Source organism: Corynebacterium sp. HMSC070H05, from assembly GCF_001837615.1.
GTDB lineage: Bacteria > Actinomycetota > Actinomycetes > Mycobacteriales > Mycobacteriaceae > Corynebacterium > Corynebacterium coyleae.
Genome location: NZ_KV833317.1, coordinates 50,287 through 66,240, shown reverse-complemented (window position 1 = coordinate 66,240; position 15,954 = coordinate 50,287). Strand labels below are relative to the sequence as shown.

Annotated in this window: 16 protein-coding genes; 9 read left to right on the top strand and 7 right to left on the bottom strand. The window is 63.2% G+C overall.

What is annotated here, in order from left to right; all coding sequences use genetic code 11:
• The first annotated feature begins 30 nt into the window (after positions 1–30).
• From rsfS to HMPREF2617_RS05290, 7 genes are all read left to right on the top strand, one after another.
• A complete protein-coding gene (gene rsfS, locus HMPREF2617_RS05320) occupies positions 31–504 on the top strand; it encodes a ribosome silencing factor (protein ID WP_070421317.1) in 474 nt (157 codons plus the stop codon).
• Between the two features lie 5 nt (positions 505–509).
• On the top strand, positions 510–1,142 hold the full coding sequence (locus HMPREF2617_RS05315; protein WP_070421318.1) for a histidine phosphatase family protein: 633 nt from the start codon (positions 510–512) through the stop codon (positions 1,140–1,142).
• Positions 1,142–1,939, top strand: a complete 798-nt coding sequence (locus HMPREF2617_RS05310) for a DegV family protein (protein WP_070840271.1) — start codon at positions 1,142–1,144, stop codon at positions 1,937–1,939. Before HMPREF2617_RS05315 ends, HMPREF2617_RS05310 begins: the two co-directional genes overlap by 1 nt.
• A gap of 91 nt (positions 1,940–2,030) precedes the next feature.
• Positions 2,031–2,690 (top strand): ComEA family DNA-binding protein, encoded by a 660-nt coding sequence (locus HMPREF2617_RS05305; protein ID WP_070840270.1) that lies wholly within the window; start codon positions 2,031–2,033, stop codon positions 2,688–2,690.
• A 17-nt stretch (positions 2,691–2,707) separates the two neighbouring features.
• Positions 2,708–4,345 (top strand): ComEC/Rec2 family competence protein, encoded by a 1,638-nt coding sequence (locus tag HMPREF2617_RS05300; RefSeq protein WP_070569643.1) that lies wholly within the window; start codon positions 2,708–2,710, stop codon positions 4,343–4,345.
• Position 4,346: 1 nt separating this feature from the next.
• Positions 4,347–5,282 carry a DNA polymerase III subunit delta gene (holA, locus tag HMPREF2617_RS05295; RefSeq protein ID WP_070614020.1) on the top strand — a complete coding sequence of 312 codons (936 nt, stop codon included), beginning with the start codon at positions 4,347–4,349 and terminating at the stop codon, positions 5,280–5,282.
• Positions 5,279–5,923: a LysE family translocator gene (locus tag HMPREF2617_RS05290; protein ID WP_070840269.1), complete on the top strand. Its 645-nt coding sequence runs from the start codon at positions 5,279–5,281 to the stop codon at positions 5,921–5,923. Before holA ends, HMPREF2617_RS05290 begins: the two co-directional genes overlap by 4 nt.
• A 23-nt stretch (positions 5,924–5,946) precedes the next feature.
• Here the strand turns inward: HMPREF2617_RS05290 and HMPREF2617_RS05285 are convergent, their stop codons facing one another.
• From HMPREF2617_RS05285 to HMPREF2617_RS05270, 4 genes are all read right to left on the bottom strand, one after another.
• Entirely contained in the window at positions 5,947–6,972 is a 1,026-nt protein-coding gene (locus HMPREF2617_RS05285) for a CE1 family esterase (protein ID WP_141763011.1), read from the bottom strand.
• 96 nt (positions 6,973–7,068) lie between these two features.
• Positions 7,069–7,332 (bottom strand): 30S ribosomal protein S20, encoded by a 264-nt coding sequence (rpsT, locus tag HMPREF2617_RS05280; protein ID WP_070421324.1) that lies wholly within the window; start codon positions 7,330–7,332, stop codon positions 7,069–7,071.
• A gap of 194 nt (positions 7,333–7,526) precedes the next feature.
• Positions 7,527–8,021, bottom strand: a complete 495-nt coding sequence (locus HMPREF2617_RS05275; protein ID WP_070421325.1) for a type II toxin-antitoxin system PemK/MazF family toxin — start codon at positions 8,019–8,021, stop codon at positions 7,527–7,529.
• Positions 8,022–8,054: 33 nt separating this feature from the next.
• Positions 8,055–8,930 carry a CPBP family intramembrane glutamic endopeptidase gene (locus tag HMPREF2617_RS05270; RefSeq protein WP_083284914.1) on the bottom strand — a complete coding sequence of 292 codons (876 nt, stop codon included), beginning with the start codon at positions 8,928–8,930 and terminating at the stop codon, positions 8,055–8,057.
• Between the two features lie 44 nt (positions 8,931–8,974).
• Here HMPREF2617_RS05270 and lepA point away from each other — a divergent pair, with 44 nt between their 5' ends.
• The gene (gene lepA, locus HMPREF2617_RS05265; RefSeq protein ID WP_070840268.1) at positions 8,975–10,831 is read left to right on the top strand and encodes a translation elongation factor 4; all 1,857 of its coding nucleotides are present in this window, start codon (positions 8,975–8,977) and stop codon (positions 10,829–10,831) included.
• Positions 10,832–10,931: 100 nt separating this feature from the next.
• On the opposite strand, the gene HMPREF2617_RS05260 is transcribed toward lepA, so the two are convergent.
• On the bottom strand, positions 10,932–11,888 hold the full coding sequence (locus HMPREF2617_RS05260; protein ID WP_141763010.1) for a hypothetical protein: 957 nt from the start codon (positions 11,886–11,888) through the stop codon (positions 10,932–10,934).
• Positions 11,889–11,946: 58 nt separating this feature from the next.
• Between HMPREF2617_RS05260 and HMPREF2617_RS05255 the strand changes: the two genes are divergently transcribed.
• Positions 11,947–13,125 carry an alpha/beta fold hydrolase gene (locus HMPREF2617_RS05255; RefSeq protein WP_246821703.1) on the top strand — a complete coding sequence of 393 codons (1,179 nt, stop codon included), beginning with the start codon at positions 11,947–11,949 and terminating at the stop codon, positions 13,123–13,125.
• Here HMPREF2617_RS05255 and HMPREF2617_RS05250 read toward each other — a convergent pair whose 3' ends face one another.
• Together HMPREF2617_RS05250 and HMPREF2617_RS05245 are read right to left on the bottom strand one after the other, a co-directional pair.
• Positions 13,126–15,027 carry a BCCT family transporter gene (locus tag HMPREF2617_RS05250; RefSeq protein ID WP_070840295.1) on the bottom strand — a complete coding sequence of 634 codons (1,902 nt, stop codon included), beginning with the start codon at positions 15,025–15,027 and terminating at the stop codon, positions 13,126–13,128.
• A 21-nt stretch (positions 15,028–15,048) separates the two neighbouring features.
• Positions 15,049–15,954: a ribokinase gene (locus HMPREF2617_RS05245; RefSeq protein ID WP_070840266.1), complete on the bottom strand. Its 906-nt coding sequence runs from the start codon at positions 15,952–15,954 to the stop codon at positions 15,049–15,051.

Below are 15,954 nucleotides of genomic sequence, written 5' to 3'. Positions count from 1 at the left end.
TTTGTCCATGACCTGAATAAGGATTGCCACTTGACTGCCCCGCAGATCTCCATTGACCGCGCCAAGGTAGCCGCGAAGGCCGCCGACGAGAAGCTCGGCACCAATATCGCTGTTATCGACGTGTCTAACGTCATGGCGATCACCGACGTGTTCGTCATCGTCTCTGCAGATAACGAACGCCAGGTTGCCGCCATTGTTGAAGAGGTCGAAGGCGACCTGACCGACCTGGGTGTTGAACCGAAGCGCCGTGAGGGCAACCGCGAAAACCGCTGGGTGTTGCTTGACTACGGCAACTTCGTGGTCCATATCCAGCGCGAAGCCGAGCGCGAGTTCTACGGCCTGGACCGCCTGTACGCAGACTGCCCGGCCATTGAGGTCGAAGGGCTCGAGCCTTACGAGCGTCCCGCAGCGTTTGGCGACGAAGCCGACCTGCGCAAAGCCCAGACCATCGAGGACCTTCCTCTGGCAGGTGAGGGACCCGAAGCCGCGGACGACGAGTACTAAGACCCATGCAGCGCCGACTGATTTTGCTGCGTCACGGCGAGACGCTCTATAACGCAACTCGCCGCATGCAGGGCCAGCTGGATACTGAACTGTCCGAGCGCGGACGCGCCCAGGCGCACGCTGCGGCAGAGGACCTACGGCACTTGGGTATTAACAAGATCGTGTCATCTGACCTCATCCGTGCGAAGGATACGGCTGATGTGGTGGCGGCAGATTTGGGCCTTGAGGTAGTCGTCGATAAGCGTCTGCGCGAGACCCACCTCGGCCAGTGGCAAGGCAAGACGCACGAGGAAGTGGACACCGCGCATGATGGGGCTCGTGCACTGTGGCGCACCGACCCGACCTGGGCGCCGCCGGAGGGCGAAAGCCGCATCGACGTTGCGCAACGTTCCCGCGAAGTGGTCATGGAACTCATGCGGGATCACGACGAGTGGGACAACGCCGCCGTTTTGCTTGTCGCGCACGGTGGCACGATCGCCGCGCTGACCGCCACGCTGCTTGGCCTGCAGGTGTCTCAGTATCCGCTGTTCAAGGGGCTCGGTAACGCGAACACGTCACGGCTGGTGGCAATGCCGCGCATTGACGACGACACCAAGACCCAGTGGTACATCGAAGCCTGGAACCGAGGCCGTAACTAATGGGTGTTCGCGTCGTGGTGGATTCCTCCGCGGGGTTGCCGCAGGAGGTCGTGGAGGAACTCGATATCTGCGTCGTTGACCTGCACCGCGTCGAGGGCGCAGAAGGGGAGTCCTCGTCTGGGTTGTCGTCGCTGGAACTCGCCGCCTGTTATGCCCGCCAGCTCGAGCGTGGTGGCGACGACGGCGTGATCGCCCTCCACCTTGCCAAGACGTTCTCGTCCACCTGGTCGGCTGCGGTGGCCGCGTCTGCGGTGTTCCCAGGCACGGTCCGTGTCGTGGAGACGCACTCTGCGGGCATGGCGATCGGTGCCGCAGCGATGGCAGCCGCGACTGTTGCGGCGGAAGGCGGCACGTTAGACGAGTGCGAAGCGATGGCGAAGTCCACCATTGCGCGCTCCGAAACGTGGTTGTACCTGCACCAACTCGACGATTTGCGCAAGTCCGGCCGCCTGCCTGCCGGCACTGCGATGCTCTCGGCTGCGCTGCTGGCAAACAAGCCGATCCTGCACATTCGGGAAGGCAAGCTCGAACTCGCGGGCAAGACTCGCACACAGTCGAAGGCGTTTGCCAAACTCACCGAGTTGGTAGAAGAGCGCGCGTGCGGCGAGCCCGTTTTCGCCGCAGTGCAGCACGCGGACGCGCCGGACGCCGCCGAGCAACTCGCGGACCTGCTGCGCGAAACACTTCCGGAAGGCTCACGGGTCATGGTCGAGCCGCTGGTGAAGGTGATCGCGATGCATACCGGCGAAGGGGCAATCGGCCTGTCGGTGGTGTTCTCATCTCGTAATTGTGGATAACTGTTGTTTTCGTCGCCCGTAGATGGCGGGTTATCCACAGATTTTTTCCGACCCCTTGGCGAGTGCGCCGGGGGTTTATAGCGTTTTTGGTGTGAACGCCACTGAACGACTCAAGGAGCTCACCCGGCCCACCGGGGAAGAAGACCTCCTGACGGTGCGCTACCCAGAGCCGCGGGTGCGCATCCCTGTGAAACAAGCTGCGGCCGCCGCCGGTGCAGTGCTGCTCGCCGTCGGCGGATGGGCGGTGACCCGATCCGGCCCCATGGATGATGAGGGCGTTGCGTGGGAGCAGGTCGCCTCTCCCACCGAGGTCACAGGCACCGTGGTGGTCTCTGTTGTTGGTGAGGTGGAAAACCCGGGCCTGATCACGTTGAACCAGGGTGCACGGGTCGCGGATGCGCTGCAGACGGCCCGGCCATTGCCGGATGCTGACTTGATCTCGATCAATCATGCGCAATTGCTTGTCGACGGCCAACAGATCCACGTCCGCTCCCAACACGCCCCACCGGCCGCTACGGATTCCGGTGGCGGTGCTGGCGCTGCTGGCGCTTCGGCGGGTGGGGTGGTGTCGATCAACTCCGCATCGGTGCAGGAATTGACGACGATTACCGGAGTCGGCCCGTCAACCGCAGCCGCGATCGTGGCGCACCGTGAGGCAAACGGGCCGTTTGCGTCGGTAGATGCGTTGACTGACGTGAAAGGAATTGGACCGGCGAAACTTGCGGCAATGCGCGACCAGGTCGGCTTATAGACGGGGGCGTGGGGTAAGTGGGGGAGATCAGGCTTGTCCCGGCGGCGCTGGTGGTGTGGGCAGCGGCTGCGGTGGCGATCACCCTCGGAGTGGGCATTGCGGTGGTTGTGGTGCTGGTGGCCGTTATCGGTGCTGTGGTGCTGCGCGCCTACGGGCAGGCGGTGTTCATTGCGGGGATGGGTGCGGCCGCCGTCGTGACCACCGGGGTGCGACTGCGCATTGCGCGGGCGTGGGAGCCCGCGGGTCAGTTCGTGGGCCGGGTATCGGGCGCGCCGAAGCAGACGAGCACCGGCGGGTTCATCGTCCGCGTGCAGGTAGATGGCAACCCGACGCTGACGCCCGTGTTTGTCGATGAAGTGCCGGACACTGCCGTGTCCGGCGCCCAGGTGGTTGTGCGCGGCGTGGTGAAGGAATCGGAGATGGCTGGGATCAACCCGATTGCGGTCAACGGGTCAGTTGAGGTGGTCGCCCCACCGCAGGGGTTGGCTGCGTTTGCACAGCACACCCGGGAAACGTTTGCCGGCGTTGTCCAGGCCACCGTGGGGGAGTCCGCCCAAGGGCTGATCCCGGGCATGGTGCTCGGGGACGTCTCGTTGCAAACCAGCCAGGAACAACAGGATTACATCGACACTGGCCTCTCGCACCTGTCAGCAGTCTCTGGTGCGAACGTGGCAATCGTGACCACGTTCGCAGCGATTGCCGCAGCGGCAGTGGGCTTGGGGCTGCGGGGCCGTATCGTGGCGTCGGCTGCGGCGCTGTTGCTCTACGCCTCGCTGGTCGGACCCGAGCCGAGCGTGCTGCGCGCTTCCGTGTCTGGGTTGGTGGGGTTGACTGCGGTGTTGGCTTCACGCCAGTCCGAGCCGATCCACGCGCTGTGTTTATCGGTGATCGGCCTAGTGCTGGTGGATTCAGACCTGGCGGTGCATTACGGGTTCGCGCTCTCGGTAGCGGCGACCGCGGGCATCGTCGCGCTGTTTCCGCTGTTGTACCGCGTCCTTGCTGCCACGGGCTGGCCCGACATTCTCGTGCGTGCACTTGGCGTTGCGGTTGCCGCCGACGTAGCGACGATGCCGATTGTCGCCATGATGGCAGGCCGGGTTTCTCTAGTCTCTGTGGTGGCAAACGTCATCGTCGCACCGGTGACCGGCCCGGTGACCGTCCTCGGCCTTGCGGCGGTGTTGCTCAGCCTCATCCACGGCGGGTTGGCTGCACCTGTGCTGTGGGTGGTGGAACCCATGGCCTATTGGGTGCGTGTGGTCGCAGAAAACGGTGCACGGTTTCCCGGTGCCACGGTAGAGACGGAACCCATCGTCGTCGTGGTTGTCTACGGATGGTTCCTCGCGGGCCTGTTTGCCGGATACCCGAAGACCACTCTGGCGGCGGCGCTTGTGTGCGGGTTTGGTGTGGTCCTGTCGCAGGCGCCGGCGGGCACGCCGGTGGATGTGGGCAGGTTGCGTGCTCATGTCGTCGAAAAGCAAGAAGATGCCCTGCCCATTCCGCCGGGCACGCAGCTTGTTGTCGTGCTTGAAAAGGGCCGCCCCCACCGAAGACCCGTGGTCACTGACCAGGGCATCCCCGTGATCTTTCCCAACCGCGACGGCAACGTTGCCATCTACCCGGATGGCACCCAAGTGCTGCCGCGGCGAGAGTTTTAAGATGGTCGTCATGCTCAACCCCGTGCACCTTGTCTTAGGCGAAGACGAATTCCTCGCCGAGCGTGCCACAAAAAAGATCATCGCCGACGCTGGCGACGGCATCGAAGTGACCACCCTGCGTGCAGGCGACGTCACCGAAGGCGAAATCGCCATGGCAACCAGCCCGTCACTGTTCGCCGAAGACCGCGTCGTACTGGTCAAACACGCAGAACTCGCAGGCAAAGAACCCACCGAGGTACTGCTGAAAGCGTGCGTGGATCCTGCACCCGGCATCGTGATCATCATCCAGCACACCGGTGGTGGGCGGCAGAAATCGCTGGTGCCCAAGTTCAAAAAACTCGCCGATGTGCACGAGGCCAATCCGCTTAACGACGGCCAACGGCGCACCTGGGTCACCGAAGAGTTCCGCTCCCACGGCGTGCGTCCTACCCCCGATGTGGTTGCCGCACTCCTGGAATCCGTCGGCTCAGACCTGCGCGAACTTGCCTCCGCCGTTAGCCAGCTTGTCGCCGACACCGACGGGGAAATCACCGTCGCCGCAGTGCGCGAATACTACGTTGGCGTCGCGGAGGTCGCAGGCTTTGACATCGCCGACCAAATGGTCGCCGGCCGCGCCGACCGCGCACTCGCATCGACGCGCCGGGCGCTTCAACTGGGCGTCAAACCGGCCACCATCGCCGCAGCGCTCGCCCACAAAGTCGGCGACATCGCGAAACTTTACGGCGTGCGCGGCAACCCCGACCAGATCGCACGCACCGTAGGCATGCACCCGTACGTGGCCAAGAAAACCATGCAGGTGGCGCGCCACTGGTCTGGCCGAGCGGTGTCCGAAGCGGTGATCATCGTGGCTGACCTCGACGCAGAGGTGAAAGGCCAAGGCGGCGACGCCGAGTTCGCCCTGGAAAACGCCGTGCGACGCATCGCGGAGCTCGTATGATCGCGCCGGGAGATCTCGCCGTCATCATCGGCCTCAACGTCATCGGTGCCGCCGCGCCAGGTCCCGACGTGGTGCTGATTACCCGCACCGCGACGCGTTCGCGCCGCCACGGGTGGGCAACCGCCATCGGCATCCAAACTGGCGTGCTCATGTGGTGCGCGCTCACCGTCTTTGGTGCTGCGGCGCTGCTCAACGCGTTCCCAGACGCGCTGACCTACGTCCAACTGGTGGGTGGTGCAGTGCTGATTGCGATGGGTGCGAGCAACGTTCGTGGTGGTCTCGCGGATCGGCACAACCCACCAATGACCCTCGAAGAGGCGGAGCAGCGGCTCGGCACGGTGCGTTCTGCATACATGCGTGGCTTAGCGACGAACCTCGCCAACCCCAAGATCGTCATCGCGCTGTCCGCCATGATCGCCCCACTGCTGCCGCCCAGCCCCAGCCTGAGCACCGCCCTCATCGTGACGTTTGCGCTGTGGCTGAGCTCCTTCGTCCTGTTCGCCGTCTTTGTCCAGGTGATCTCTACCCAGCGGGTGCGGCGGAAGTTCCTGAGCACCGGCCCCTACATCGACATCGGTGCAGGCGCGTTCTTCGTTATCGTCGGCCTGACCTTGATCGTGCGCGGGGCGCTGGCGCTCTAACCGCCCTGTAAACGGCTCGCCGTTTACAGGTACGGCAGGAGGAAGCGCACCGTGTGGGCGGTTGCGCTCGGGTCGGTGAACCAGGTGTGGATGCCACCCTCGATGCGCTCCACGCGCGTGGCCGCGTCGCAGCCCTGCGCCTCAAACGTGGTCACGTTGTCGGAGCGCGAACGGGTGGTCGTGCCCAAGCACTTGTTCTTCGAGGCCATGGTGCGCATGACGCTATCCACCGACTCGTAGAACGCACCGTGCCGGATACCGCCGTTGTATCCCACAACGTTGTCGTTGGTGCCGTGCATGATCAGCGTCGGCACCGCGCCGGAGGTGCAGCCGGTCACGGTCGGGTTGTAAAACGCACCAGCGACGGAGGCGACCGCCTTGACGGTGTCGGGGGCGTGGCAGGCAAGTGCGGCCGCAAACCCGCCGCCGTTGGACAGGCCGGCTGCGACGACACGGTTCGGGTCGGCGCCGTACTGGGTCGCGGCGTCGTCGATAATGGCGCGCGTGTAGGCGATGTCCTCATCCAGCGACGTGCGGGCATACGGCGCGCCAGCCCACGCGTTGTCAACACCCTGCGCGTAGATCACAATCGTGTTGTCGATTGCGGTCTCGAACTTCTGGTAGTCACGCGTCTGGCTCGCGGTGTGCTGCCAGCCACCAAAACCAAGAATCACCGGGTAAGCAACGCCTTCGGAGTAGTTCGACGGCAGGACCACATCGTAGGAGCGCGAGGTGCCATCCACCACGATGCGGCGCGTGTGCTTGCCCGGAGCCTTGTCGCCCACGGCGCCATTGCGTATCGACGACCCCGCTTCCGCCATCGGCACCGCAACCAAAATACCGGCGATGATCAACGTCAACACGCCAAGCGCCTGCTTGACCTGCGGGTTATTCATCGGAAGGAGTTTCGACAATGCCGAAACGAGCTCAGCTGCATCCACGGATGCCGAAACGGACGGGTCTGCAGCCTTCGCCTCTGGAGCGATTGCAGGGGATGCCATCAGGCTAAACGTCAGCGCGGCCGCAACCGCACGCTTTTTAATTTTCACGGAAGTTCCTCTTTTGTCGGGCCGCACGCGGCGTTAGAAACAAGTAAATCCCGCCCCGAATAAACCTGGGCGGGATCAACCTGTGAACAACGGCAATTAGTCCATCTTGTTCAGGGCGCGAGCCATGTTGGACTTCTTGTTCGCCGCAGAGTTGCGGTGGAAGACGCCCTTGGTCACAGCCTTATCCAGCTTGCGGGAAGCAACGCGCAGCTGTGCCTCAGCGGCAGCCTTGTCGCCGGACTCCACAGCCTCACGGAACTTACGGATCTCCGTGCGGGTAGCGGAACGGAAGGACTTGTTGCGCTGACGACGCTTCTCGTTGGTGAGAACGCGCTTCTTCTGCTGCTTGATGTTTGCCATCGTGAAATACCTCTTGGTTTCTCAATCGAACATGTACATGTCGCGGCATCTGGCAGGGCATTGCGTGCAGTGCTTTGGGTATCAAACGCGAACCCAAGGTCCTGTCCGCGTAGCACCGCACACCCTATTGAGCGCCGGATGCGAACAACCCCGAAAGAATAACAGTGTGAACTGCACAAACCAAACTGTTGGAGTTACGACCAGTTGAAGCGTTCGCGCAGCGTGTTGGCCACCCGCTGGAAGCGGCGTGGCGGGACGGTGGTGCCGCGACGTTCCACGTCTGATTCCGGCACGACCAGGGTCTTATCCAAACGCACCCAGCATGGCTGGCCGGAGGATTCCCAATCGCCCGGCCCGATTTCAAACCACCGCTCATCGTTTTCGTGTTCCCGCTCGGGGGAGATCAGCAACCCCAACACGTCGTGGCGCTCGCGGCCCACGATCAGGATCGAGCGCTGCCGCGGCGGATGTGAAGGGACGGTGACCCAAACAACCTCGCCTGGTTCGGCGGTGCCGTCCATGTCCGGGGCGTAGTAGATGCTGCGACACACGGAGTCGGTGGGGCGCACCGAGACTTGCGGGGCACGACCACGGCGTTGCTGGATCTGGGATGTCAGTCGATCACCAAACAGCGTAAAACCGTGGTCGAGGACGGGTTTCCTCTTTCGCTTAAAGCGCTCAAACGCCACGGTTTCACCTCCGGTTTATGGTCACTGGCCACTCTAAGCCTTCGCGGGGGATGGAACAACCACTTTTTGCTGCGAATGTTTCCCTACGTCGCGCAGCACCCACATGAGTAGCGCGGTCGTTCCGATGGTGAGCAACGCGGAGACGGCCGTTTGAGGCAGGGTGATTTCTGTTTCGCCTGGATCAGTCAATCCCAGCGTGCCGTAGGAAAACACAATCGTGTTGGACACCGCGTGCAAAACTACGGCCGCCTCCACACCGCGGGTGTGCCAGGTCAGCAGTGCGGCGCACAGGGCGAAAATGGCGATGTCGAGCAGGCCGATCCAGTTGTACAAGTGCAACGCCACGAACACGGCGGCGGGCAGCCCGTAGCAAATCCAGCCAGGTGAGATCCACTGGCCGAGGATCTGCGGCAGGCTCGCGCGGAAGACGTACTCCTCGGCCGCGGCCTGCAGCGGGACGACAACCACAAAGGCGGCGAGCAGCATCCATTCGCGAGGACTCAGCGAAAGGTCGCCGGTCCCGAACAGGAGGGCGTCGAGAAGCACCTGCGCCCCATAGATCGCGCCGACCACCACGAACGCGCGCCCAGCAACGCCCCAGCGGAAGTGCCCCTCGATGCTGGAGAGCGCACCAGGTTTGCGGCCGAGTACCCGCGCGGCGATAAACGGCGCAGGCAACCAGGCAGCAATAAAAAGCACCTGCACCAGGGAGGCAAGCGGGTCGGAGGAGGTTTCGTCGAAAAGATCGCCCAGCCCGTAGAACCCAGCGGCAAGGCCGATCGGCACCGCCATCGCCATCGTGAACGCTGCGATGCACACAGCAAGCACCACGAACTCGACGAGCGGACGCCACCACGCAGGCTTGCGCAAACGGTGCGTTAAACCAGCTCTGTGAAACTCAGTTGGCATGCCCACACGTTAGCGCGTCGCGCGACACGTAAGATGAAGCAATTATGGCTGCCAAATCGACGAACTTCGCGGAAAATACGTTCACGGACCCCGCCCGCATCCGTAACTTCTGCATTATCGCCCACATCGACCATGGTAAGTCCACGCTGGCAGACCGCATTTTGCAGCTGTCCAACGTGGTGGACGAGCGTGAGATGCGCGACCAGTACCTCGACAACATGGACATCGAGCGCGAACGCGGCATCACCATCAAGGCCCAAAACGTTCGCCTGCCATGGGTGCCCAAAACCGGCACGCACGCGGGTGAAGAGATGGTGCTGCAGATGATTGACACCCCAGGCCACGTGGACTTTTCCTACGAGGTCGCCCGCTCCCTCGACGCGTGTGAGGGCGCAATTTTGCTTGTCGACGCCGCCCAAGGCATCGAAGCCCAAACCCTGGCCAATCTCTACATGGCCATCGACAACGACCTGGAGATCATCCCGGTCCTGAACAAGATCGACCTGCCGGCAGCCGACCCGGAAAAGTACGCACTCGAGATCGCCAACATCATCGGCTGCGAACCGGAAGACGTGCTGCGCGTGTCCGGCAAGACGGGCGAGGGTGTGCCGGAACTGCTCGACCGCGTCGTTGAGCTGATCCCGGCTCCGGAGTCCGAGCACGGCGCAGAGGCGCCGGCCCGCGCCCTGATTTTCGACTCCGTCTACGACACCTACCGCGGCGTTGTCACCTACGTGCGCATGATGGACGGCCGCCTGGAGCCGAACCAGAAGGTGCAGATGATGAACACCGGCACCACGCTCGAGATCCTGGAAATCGGCGTGGTCTCACCCACGATGAAGAAGACCAAGGGGCTTGGCCCGGGCGAGGTCGGCTACGTGATCACCGGCGTGAAGGACGTGCGCGAAACCCGCGTCGGTGACACCGTCACCTGGGCTTCCAAGGGCGCTTCGCAACCTTTAGAAGGTTTTGAGGAGGTCAAGCCGATGGTGTACTCGGGCCTGTTCCCAGTCTCCCAGGAGGACTTCCCGGCCCTGCGCGAATCGCTGGAGAAGCTGCAGCTGAACGACGCCTCCCTCACCTGGGAGCCCGAAACCTCCGTCGCCCTGGGCTTCGGTTTCCGCTGCGGCTTCTTGGGCCTGCTTCACATGGAGATCACCCGCACCCGCCTCGAGCGCGAATTCGACCTGGACCTCATCTCCACCGCACCGTCGGTCACCTACCGCGTGATCTCCGAAGACGGCACCGAACAAATGGTGCACAACCCGTCCGACTGGCCCGGCGGCAAAATCCCCGAGGTGTACGAGCCGATCGTGAACATGACGATCATCGTGCCCCAAGAGTTCGTCGGCACCACCATGGAACTGTGCCAGTCCAAGCGCGGCCAGATGAAGAACATGGAGTACCTCTCCGAGGACCGCGTGGAGCTGCGCTACCTCATGCCGCTCGGCGAGATCATCTTCGACTTCTTCGACATGCTGAAGTCCCGCACCAAGGGCTACGCATCGCTCAACTACGAAGAAGCCGGCGAGCAGCAAGCCGACCTGGTCAAGGTGGACATCCTGCTCCAGGGCGAACCCGTCGATGCGTTCTCCGCCATCGTGCACAAAGACTCCGCCCAGTGGTACGGCAACAAAATGACCAAGAAGCTCAAAGAGCTCATCCCACGCCAGCAGTTCGAAGTGCCCGTCCAGGCCGCGATCGGCTCGAAGATCATCGCCCGTGAAAACATCCGCGCCCTGCGTAAGGACGTGCTGTCGAAGTGCTACGGCGGCGACATTTCCCGTAAGCGCAAGCTGCTGGAGAAGCAGAAGGCCGGTAAGAAGCGCATGAAGTCCATCGGTTCGGTCACCGTGCCGCAGGAAGCGTTCGTGGCAGCGCTGTCCACCGACGAGGAGTAGTTCGGCGCCCTAGTTTGATGTAAAACCACGCAGTACCGCCTGCGTGGTTTTACACTTTGCCCAGGTCGCTACCGTGGGCCTTGTAACATCTTGCATCGCGCTAGCGCCGACGCGCCTGCCGGATCGTTTTCTCCACGACCTCGACGCATTGCTGCATGGTTTTCGACCCCGCCCGGGGAACCGTCCAACCATGAAGCATCGATGTCAGGTTGATGGACGTATCTAACTGTCGTTGGTCGTACTCCCAGTGGTGTCGGCCGTCGAACATGATCCCGATCTTGAGTTCGGGGATGGCAAAATCAAAGGTCGTAATGGCTTTGCCGCCCACTGTCAGCGGATACTGCTCTACGAGCGTGTGGCCGTAGTTGCGAACCACTGGCTGGAGGAGCAACCGCAGTTCGGTTTCTTTCGGCGAATCGGCAGTTGAACGGGACAGATCGAGCGCCCGAGACAGCCACCGTTGATTGATTTGCCGAAGGGCGCTGGCGCGAATGTCTTCCGCCTGTAGTCCGAGGTGTCGACGGGCGCAGTCGACAAGCTGTACAGCCTTGACCATTTCTGGGCTCACACCGGGGATTGGCTCTGTCTGCCACGAGTGTTCGCCTCGTCGAATCTGTTGCAGAGCCTGCACGGTTGCACGTAATGGTCGAGAAACGCGGATGGGCACATCGCGGTGGGTGAGGGTCCATGTTTCTGTGTGTGGGGCGTGGAGTCGTGCGACGGAGGGACGTATAGCGGAAGCGCTGAGTTTTTGGGGTGTGGGTGCTCGCAGAGTAGTGTCTGCGCCTTCAACGAGATACGGCAATCCGTAGAGAGCGAGCGCGGAGAATCCGCACACCACGCTGCCTGGGCGTTCGTACGCGTGGACGACGGCGCGCACGGCTGCGGGCACGTCGTATTTCTGGTTGTGCGGGTGGTGTCGTGCCGCGAGTTGGACTGCCCATTGTTCCAGGCTGTGGCGCTCGTGGATGAAGCGTTGTTTGCTAACAGGCAGGTAGTTTTGTCCGCGTTCCATCTGGGACGCATTGACGATGGTTGGCGGGAATTCGATGTTCATTCCGTCGTACATAACTATTTGACGTGGAAACTCTCGCCCCGGTTCCTATAATCGCCGTATGCGTGAAATTGTGTTGAACCGTGGCGGCTTTTCCATCTTCGCCCGCATCTTCGGTGAGGCGGATGCCCCGGCGTTGTTGTTCCTGCAGGGTGGCCCGGGTTCTCCGGCACCGCGTGAGCGGTTCGAGTGGGTGGAAACTGCGCTCGAGCGCGGCTACCAGGTGGTCATGTTGGATCAGCGCGGGACGGGCCGCTCGACCAGGATTGATTCGGCGACGCCGTCGCTTATCGACGACACCGTGCTCACCCAGCTTCGCGCCAGCGACATCATCGCCGATGCGGAAGCCTTGCGTGAGGAGATGGGGCTGAAGCAGTGGGATGTGTTGGGCCAGTCCTTTGGCGGGTTCTGCCTGACGCATTATTTGGCCGTGCACCCGGAGAGTGTGGGGAGGGCGTTGTTTACGGGTGGGTTGCCGTCGATAAGCGAGGGCGCGGATGGTGTCTACCGTGCGACGTTTGCCAAGCTGAAGCACCGCCATCTGCAGTTCAACGAGCAGTACCCGGAGGCCGAGCGGACGATCCGTGAGGTGTGCCGCCACCTGGAGGCGGAGGAGGAGCTGCTGCCCACCGGCGAGCGGCTGAGCGCGCGGCGCCTGCGCACCCTCGGTATTGAGTTGGGGCGCGAGGACGGGTTCGCGTCGCTGGCGCAGTTGTTTGAGGCGCCGTTTCACCCGAACGGCAGGCTGCGCACGGACTTTTTGGCGTCGGTGGGGGAGCGTGTGAGTTTCGCCAAAGGCCCGCTGTATGCGGCGGTGCACGAGTCGATCTACGGCGGCACGGTGCCGGGGGCGACGAACTGGGCGGCGGAGCGAGTCTCCCGCGAACTTGCAGGGTTTGCGCCGGACACTAGCCCTGACGACGAAGAGTTTTACCTCACCGGCGAGCACATCTTCCCGTTCCAATTCGACGAGGATCCGGAGCTGCGCCCGTTCAAGGCTGCAGCAGAGGCGCTGGCAGTAAAGGACGACTGGGACAACCTGTATGGCGGGCTCGGTGGGGGCCACGATGCGTACGCGGCGGTGTACACCGACGACATCTACGTGCCGCGCGAGCTGTCGCTGGAAACTGCGGATGTCATCGGTGCGAAGGTGTTTGAGACGGACCAGTTCCAGCACGACGGGCTGCGCCGCCACGGCAAGGCGGTGCTTGGCCGCCTGCTGGACATGGCGGGGAAGTAGCTAGCCGCGGTTGTCTTCGGCGGCGCCGTCTTCTGTGCTTTCTTCCTCTTCGGGCTGGTAGCCGTCGGACCATTCGCCGGTTTCGTAGTCGTAGCCGACGGGGGTGCCTTCTTCGTCGGTGCGTCGATACCAGTCGGTGTATTCGTCGGACGTGGAATCGAACTCGGCACCTGCGCCTTCGCCCTCGGCGGAGGGCTCGACCACGATTTCAAAGTCGTCGCCGTATTCTTCGATACCTCGGATGACGGCGGACTTCACCGCGTTGCGGGCGTAGGAATTGCGGATGGCGATGGGGTCGGTGGAGAGGTCCTTGATAAACGAGTACATCAGCAACAGGATGACCACCGAGAACGGCATTGCGGACAGGATGGTCAGGGACTGCAGGCCGGACAGGGCGTCTTCGCCGCCGGAGAGCAGCATGACCACAGCGATGCCCATCATGGCCAGTCCCCAGAAGACCACCACGAGTTTGTTCGGCTCGGGGTCGCCCTTGGACGACATGGAGCCCATGATCACGGAGGCGGAGTCTGCGGAGGTGATGAAGAACACCGCGAGGATGCCGATGAGGATGTACGGGGTGATCTCCGCCAGCGGCATTTCGCCGAACATGTTGAAGAGCACTTGCTGCGGGGTGGCGGTGCCGTCGAAGCCTTCGCGGCCTTCGCGGGAGAAGGTGATTGCGGTGCCGCCGAAGATGGTGAACGCGCAGATGAGCACGGCGGTGGGGACGAGCGTGGTCACTACCGCGAATTGGCGCAGAGTGCGTCCGCGGGAGATTCGTGCGATGAACATGCCGACGAACGGTGCCCAGGCGATCCACCACGCCCAGTAGAAGGCAGTCCAGGCAGACTGGAAGTCGAGGGTGTCTTCACCCCAGGACAATGAGCGCGACGCCATGTCGAAGAAGCGGTCGGCGTAGACCAGGGTGCCTGACGGCAGCAGGTTGACCAGCAGCAGGGTTGGCCCGGTGGCGAAGATGAACAGGATGGCCGCCGACGTCAACGAGATGTTGATATTCGACAGGATGCGGATGCCTTTGCCCACACCAGAGACGGCGGAGATAACAAAGCCGATGGTGAGCACGCCCATGACGGTCAGCAGCACGCCCATGGGGGCGGAGTCGCCGCTGCGCATGATGGCGATGCCGTCGCCGATCTGCAGGGTAGAAATACCCAGCGTGGCCGCGGTGCCGAACAGGGTGGCCACGATCGCCAGGATGTCGATGATGGTGCCGAAAGGGCCTGAGCGCTTGAACACCGGGGTAAACAGCGACGACATAAGCGTGGGTCGTCCGCGGCGGTAGCAGGAGTAGGCCATGGCGCCACCGACCAGTGCGTAGAGCGCCCACGGGGAGAGGCCCCAGTGGAAGTTGGCTTGGGCGATTGCTCGGTGCAGTGCTTCTTCGGTTTCGGCCTCGACGGTCAGCGGTGGCGGGTCGAGGTACATGGTCAGTGGTTCGGAGGGGCCGAAGAAGAAGATGCCTACGCCGATGCCTGCAGCGAACATCATGGCGACCCAGGAGAAGAACGAGTATTCGGGTTCTTCGTCGTCTTTGCCCAGTGTGATGTTGCCGAAGCGAGAGAACGCCAGCACTGCCATGATGATGACGCAGGCGACGAGCACGATGTTGAAGAGCCAGCCGAAGTTGCGAAGGCCCCATGCCAGTGCGCTGGAGGCGCTCGAGCCGACCTGTTCTGGGGAGGTCACGCCCCAGATGATGAAGGCAAGGATCGCTGCGGCGGTCACGCCGAAAACGACTTTGTCCAGGCTGAAGTTGTGGCGTGATTCTTCGACGCTGATGCCCGGGACGAGGCCGGGGTGCATGTCGTCGGGGTAGACGCCTTGTGTGCGTTGGACGCGCATGGGGCGTTTATTGCTTGTCGACGACGACCGTCGCGGCATCATCTGCGGGCTCATTTGGGTTTACGCTCCAGGCAGGGTGTCGGCGGCGGTGGGGTAGGACGGTTGTGCCCCGGGGCGGGTGACGGAGAACGCGCCGACGCGGCACGCATAGGTGGAGGCCTCGACGAGCGTGTCGCCCTCGATGATGCGGGCACAGAACGCGCCTGCGAAGGAGTCGCCGGCGCCGACGGTGTCTACGGCCTCGACTTGTGGGGAGGGGATGTGGGTCAGCGCGTCGCCTTCAACCACGAGCGCACCTGCCGCGCCGAGGGTGAGCACGACGGAGGCGAAGCCCGCGTCCTTCAGGCGGCGTGCGAGGTCCTCGGGGGTGCCGGTGGAGTCGTAGCCAAGCTGGTCGAGGATCAGGCCCGCTTCGTGTTCGTTGGCCATCAGGGGATCGGCGGCGAGCAGGGCCTCGCGCGGTACGTCGACGACGGGTGCGAGGTTAATCACGACCCGTCCGCGAGCGAGTTCGACGGCGCGGGCGAAACCGTCGGCCGGGATTTCACCCTGCAGCAGGACAACTTCGGCGGCTTCGACGGGTGCGGCGTGGCGGGAGACAAAGTCGGCGTCCACCAGCGCGTTGGCGCCGGGGACGACCTGGACGGTGTTTTCGCCGTTGGCTGCGACGGTGATCACGGCAAGACCGGTGACCTCAGTGACTTCTTCGACGTGGGTGAGGTCGACGCCCGCCTCGCGCAGCAGTGCAGTTGCCGGGATGGCGTTCGAGTCGGTGCCTACCGCGCCGACCAGTGCGACGGGGGCGCCGAGGCGTGCGGCGGCGCAGGCTTGGTTCGCGCCCTTGCCGCCGGCGGTGATGCCTCCGCCGGAGCCGAGTAGCGTTTCGCCTGGGGTGGGGTGTCGGTCAACATTGACGGTGAGGTCGGCGTTGATGGATCCGACCACGCAGATTTTTGCGGCACTCAT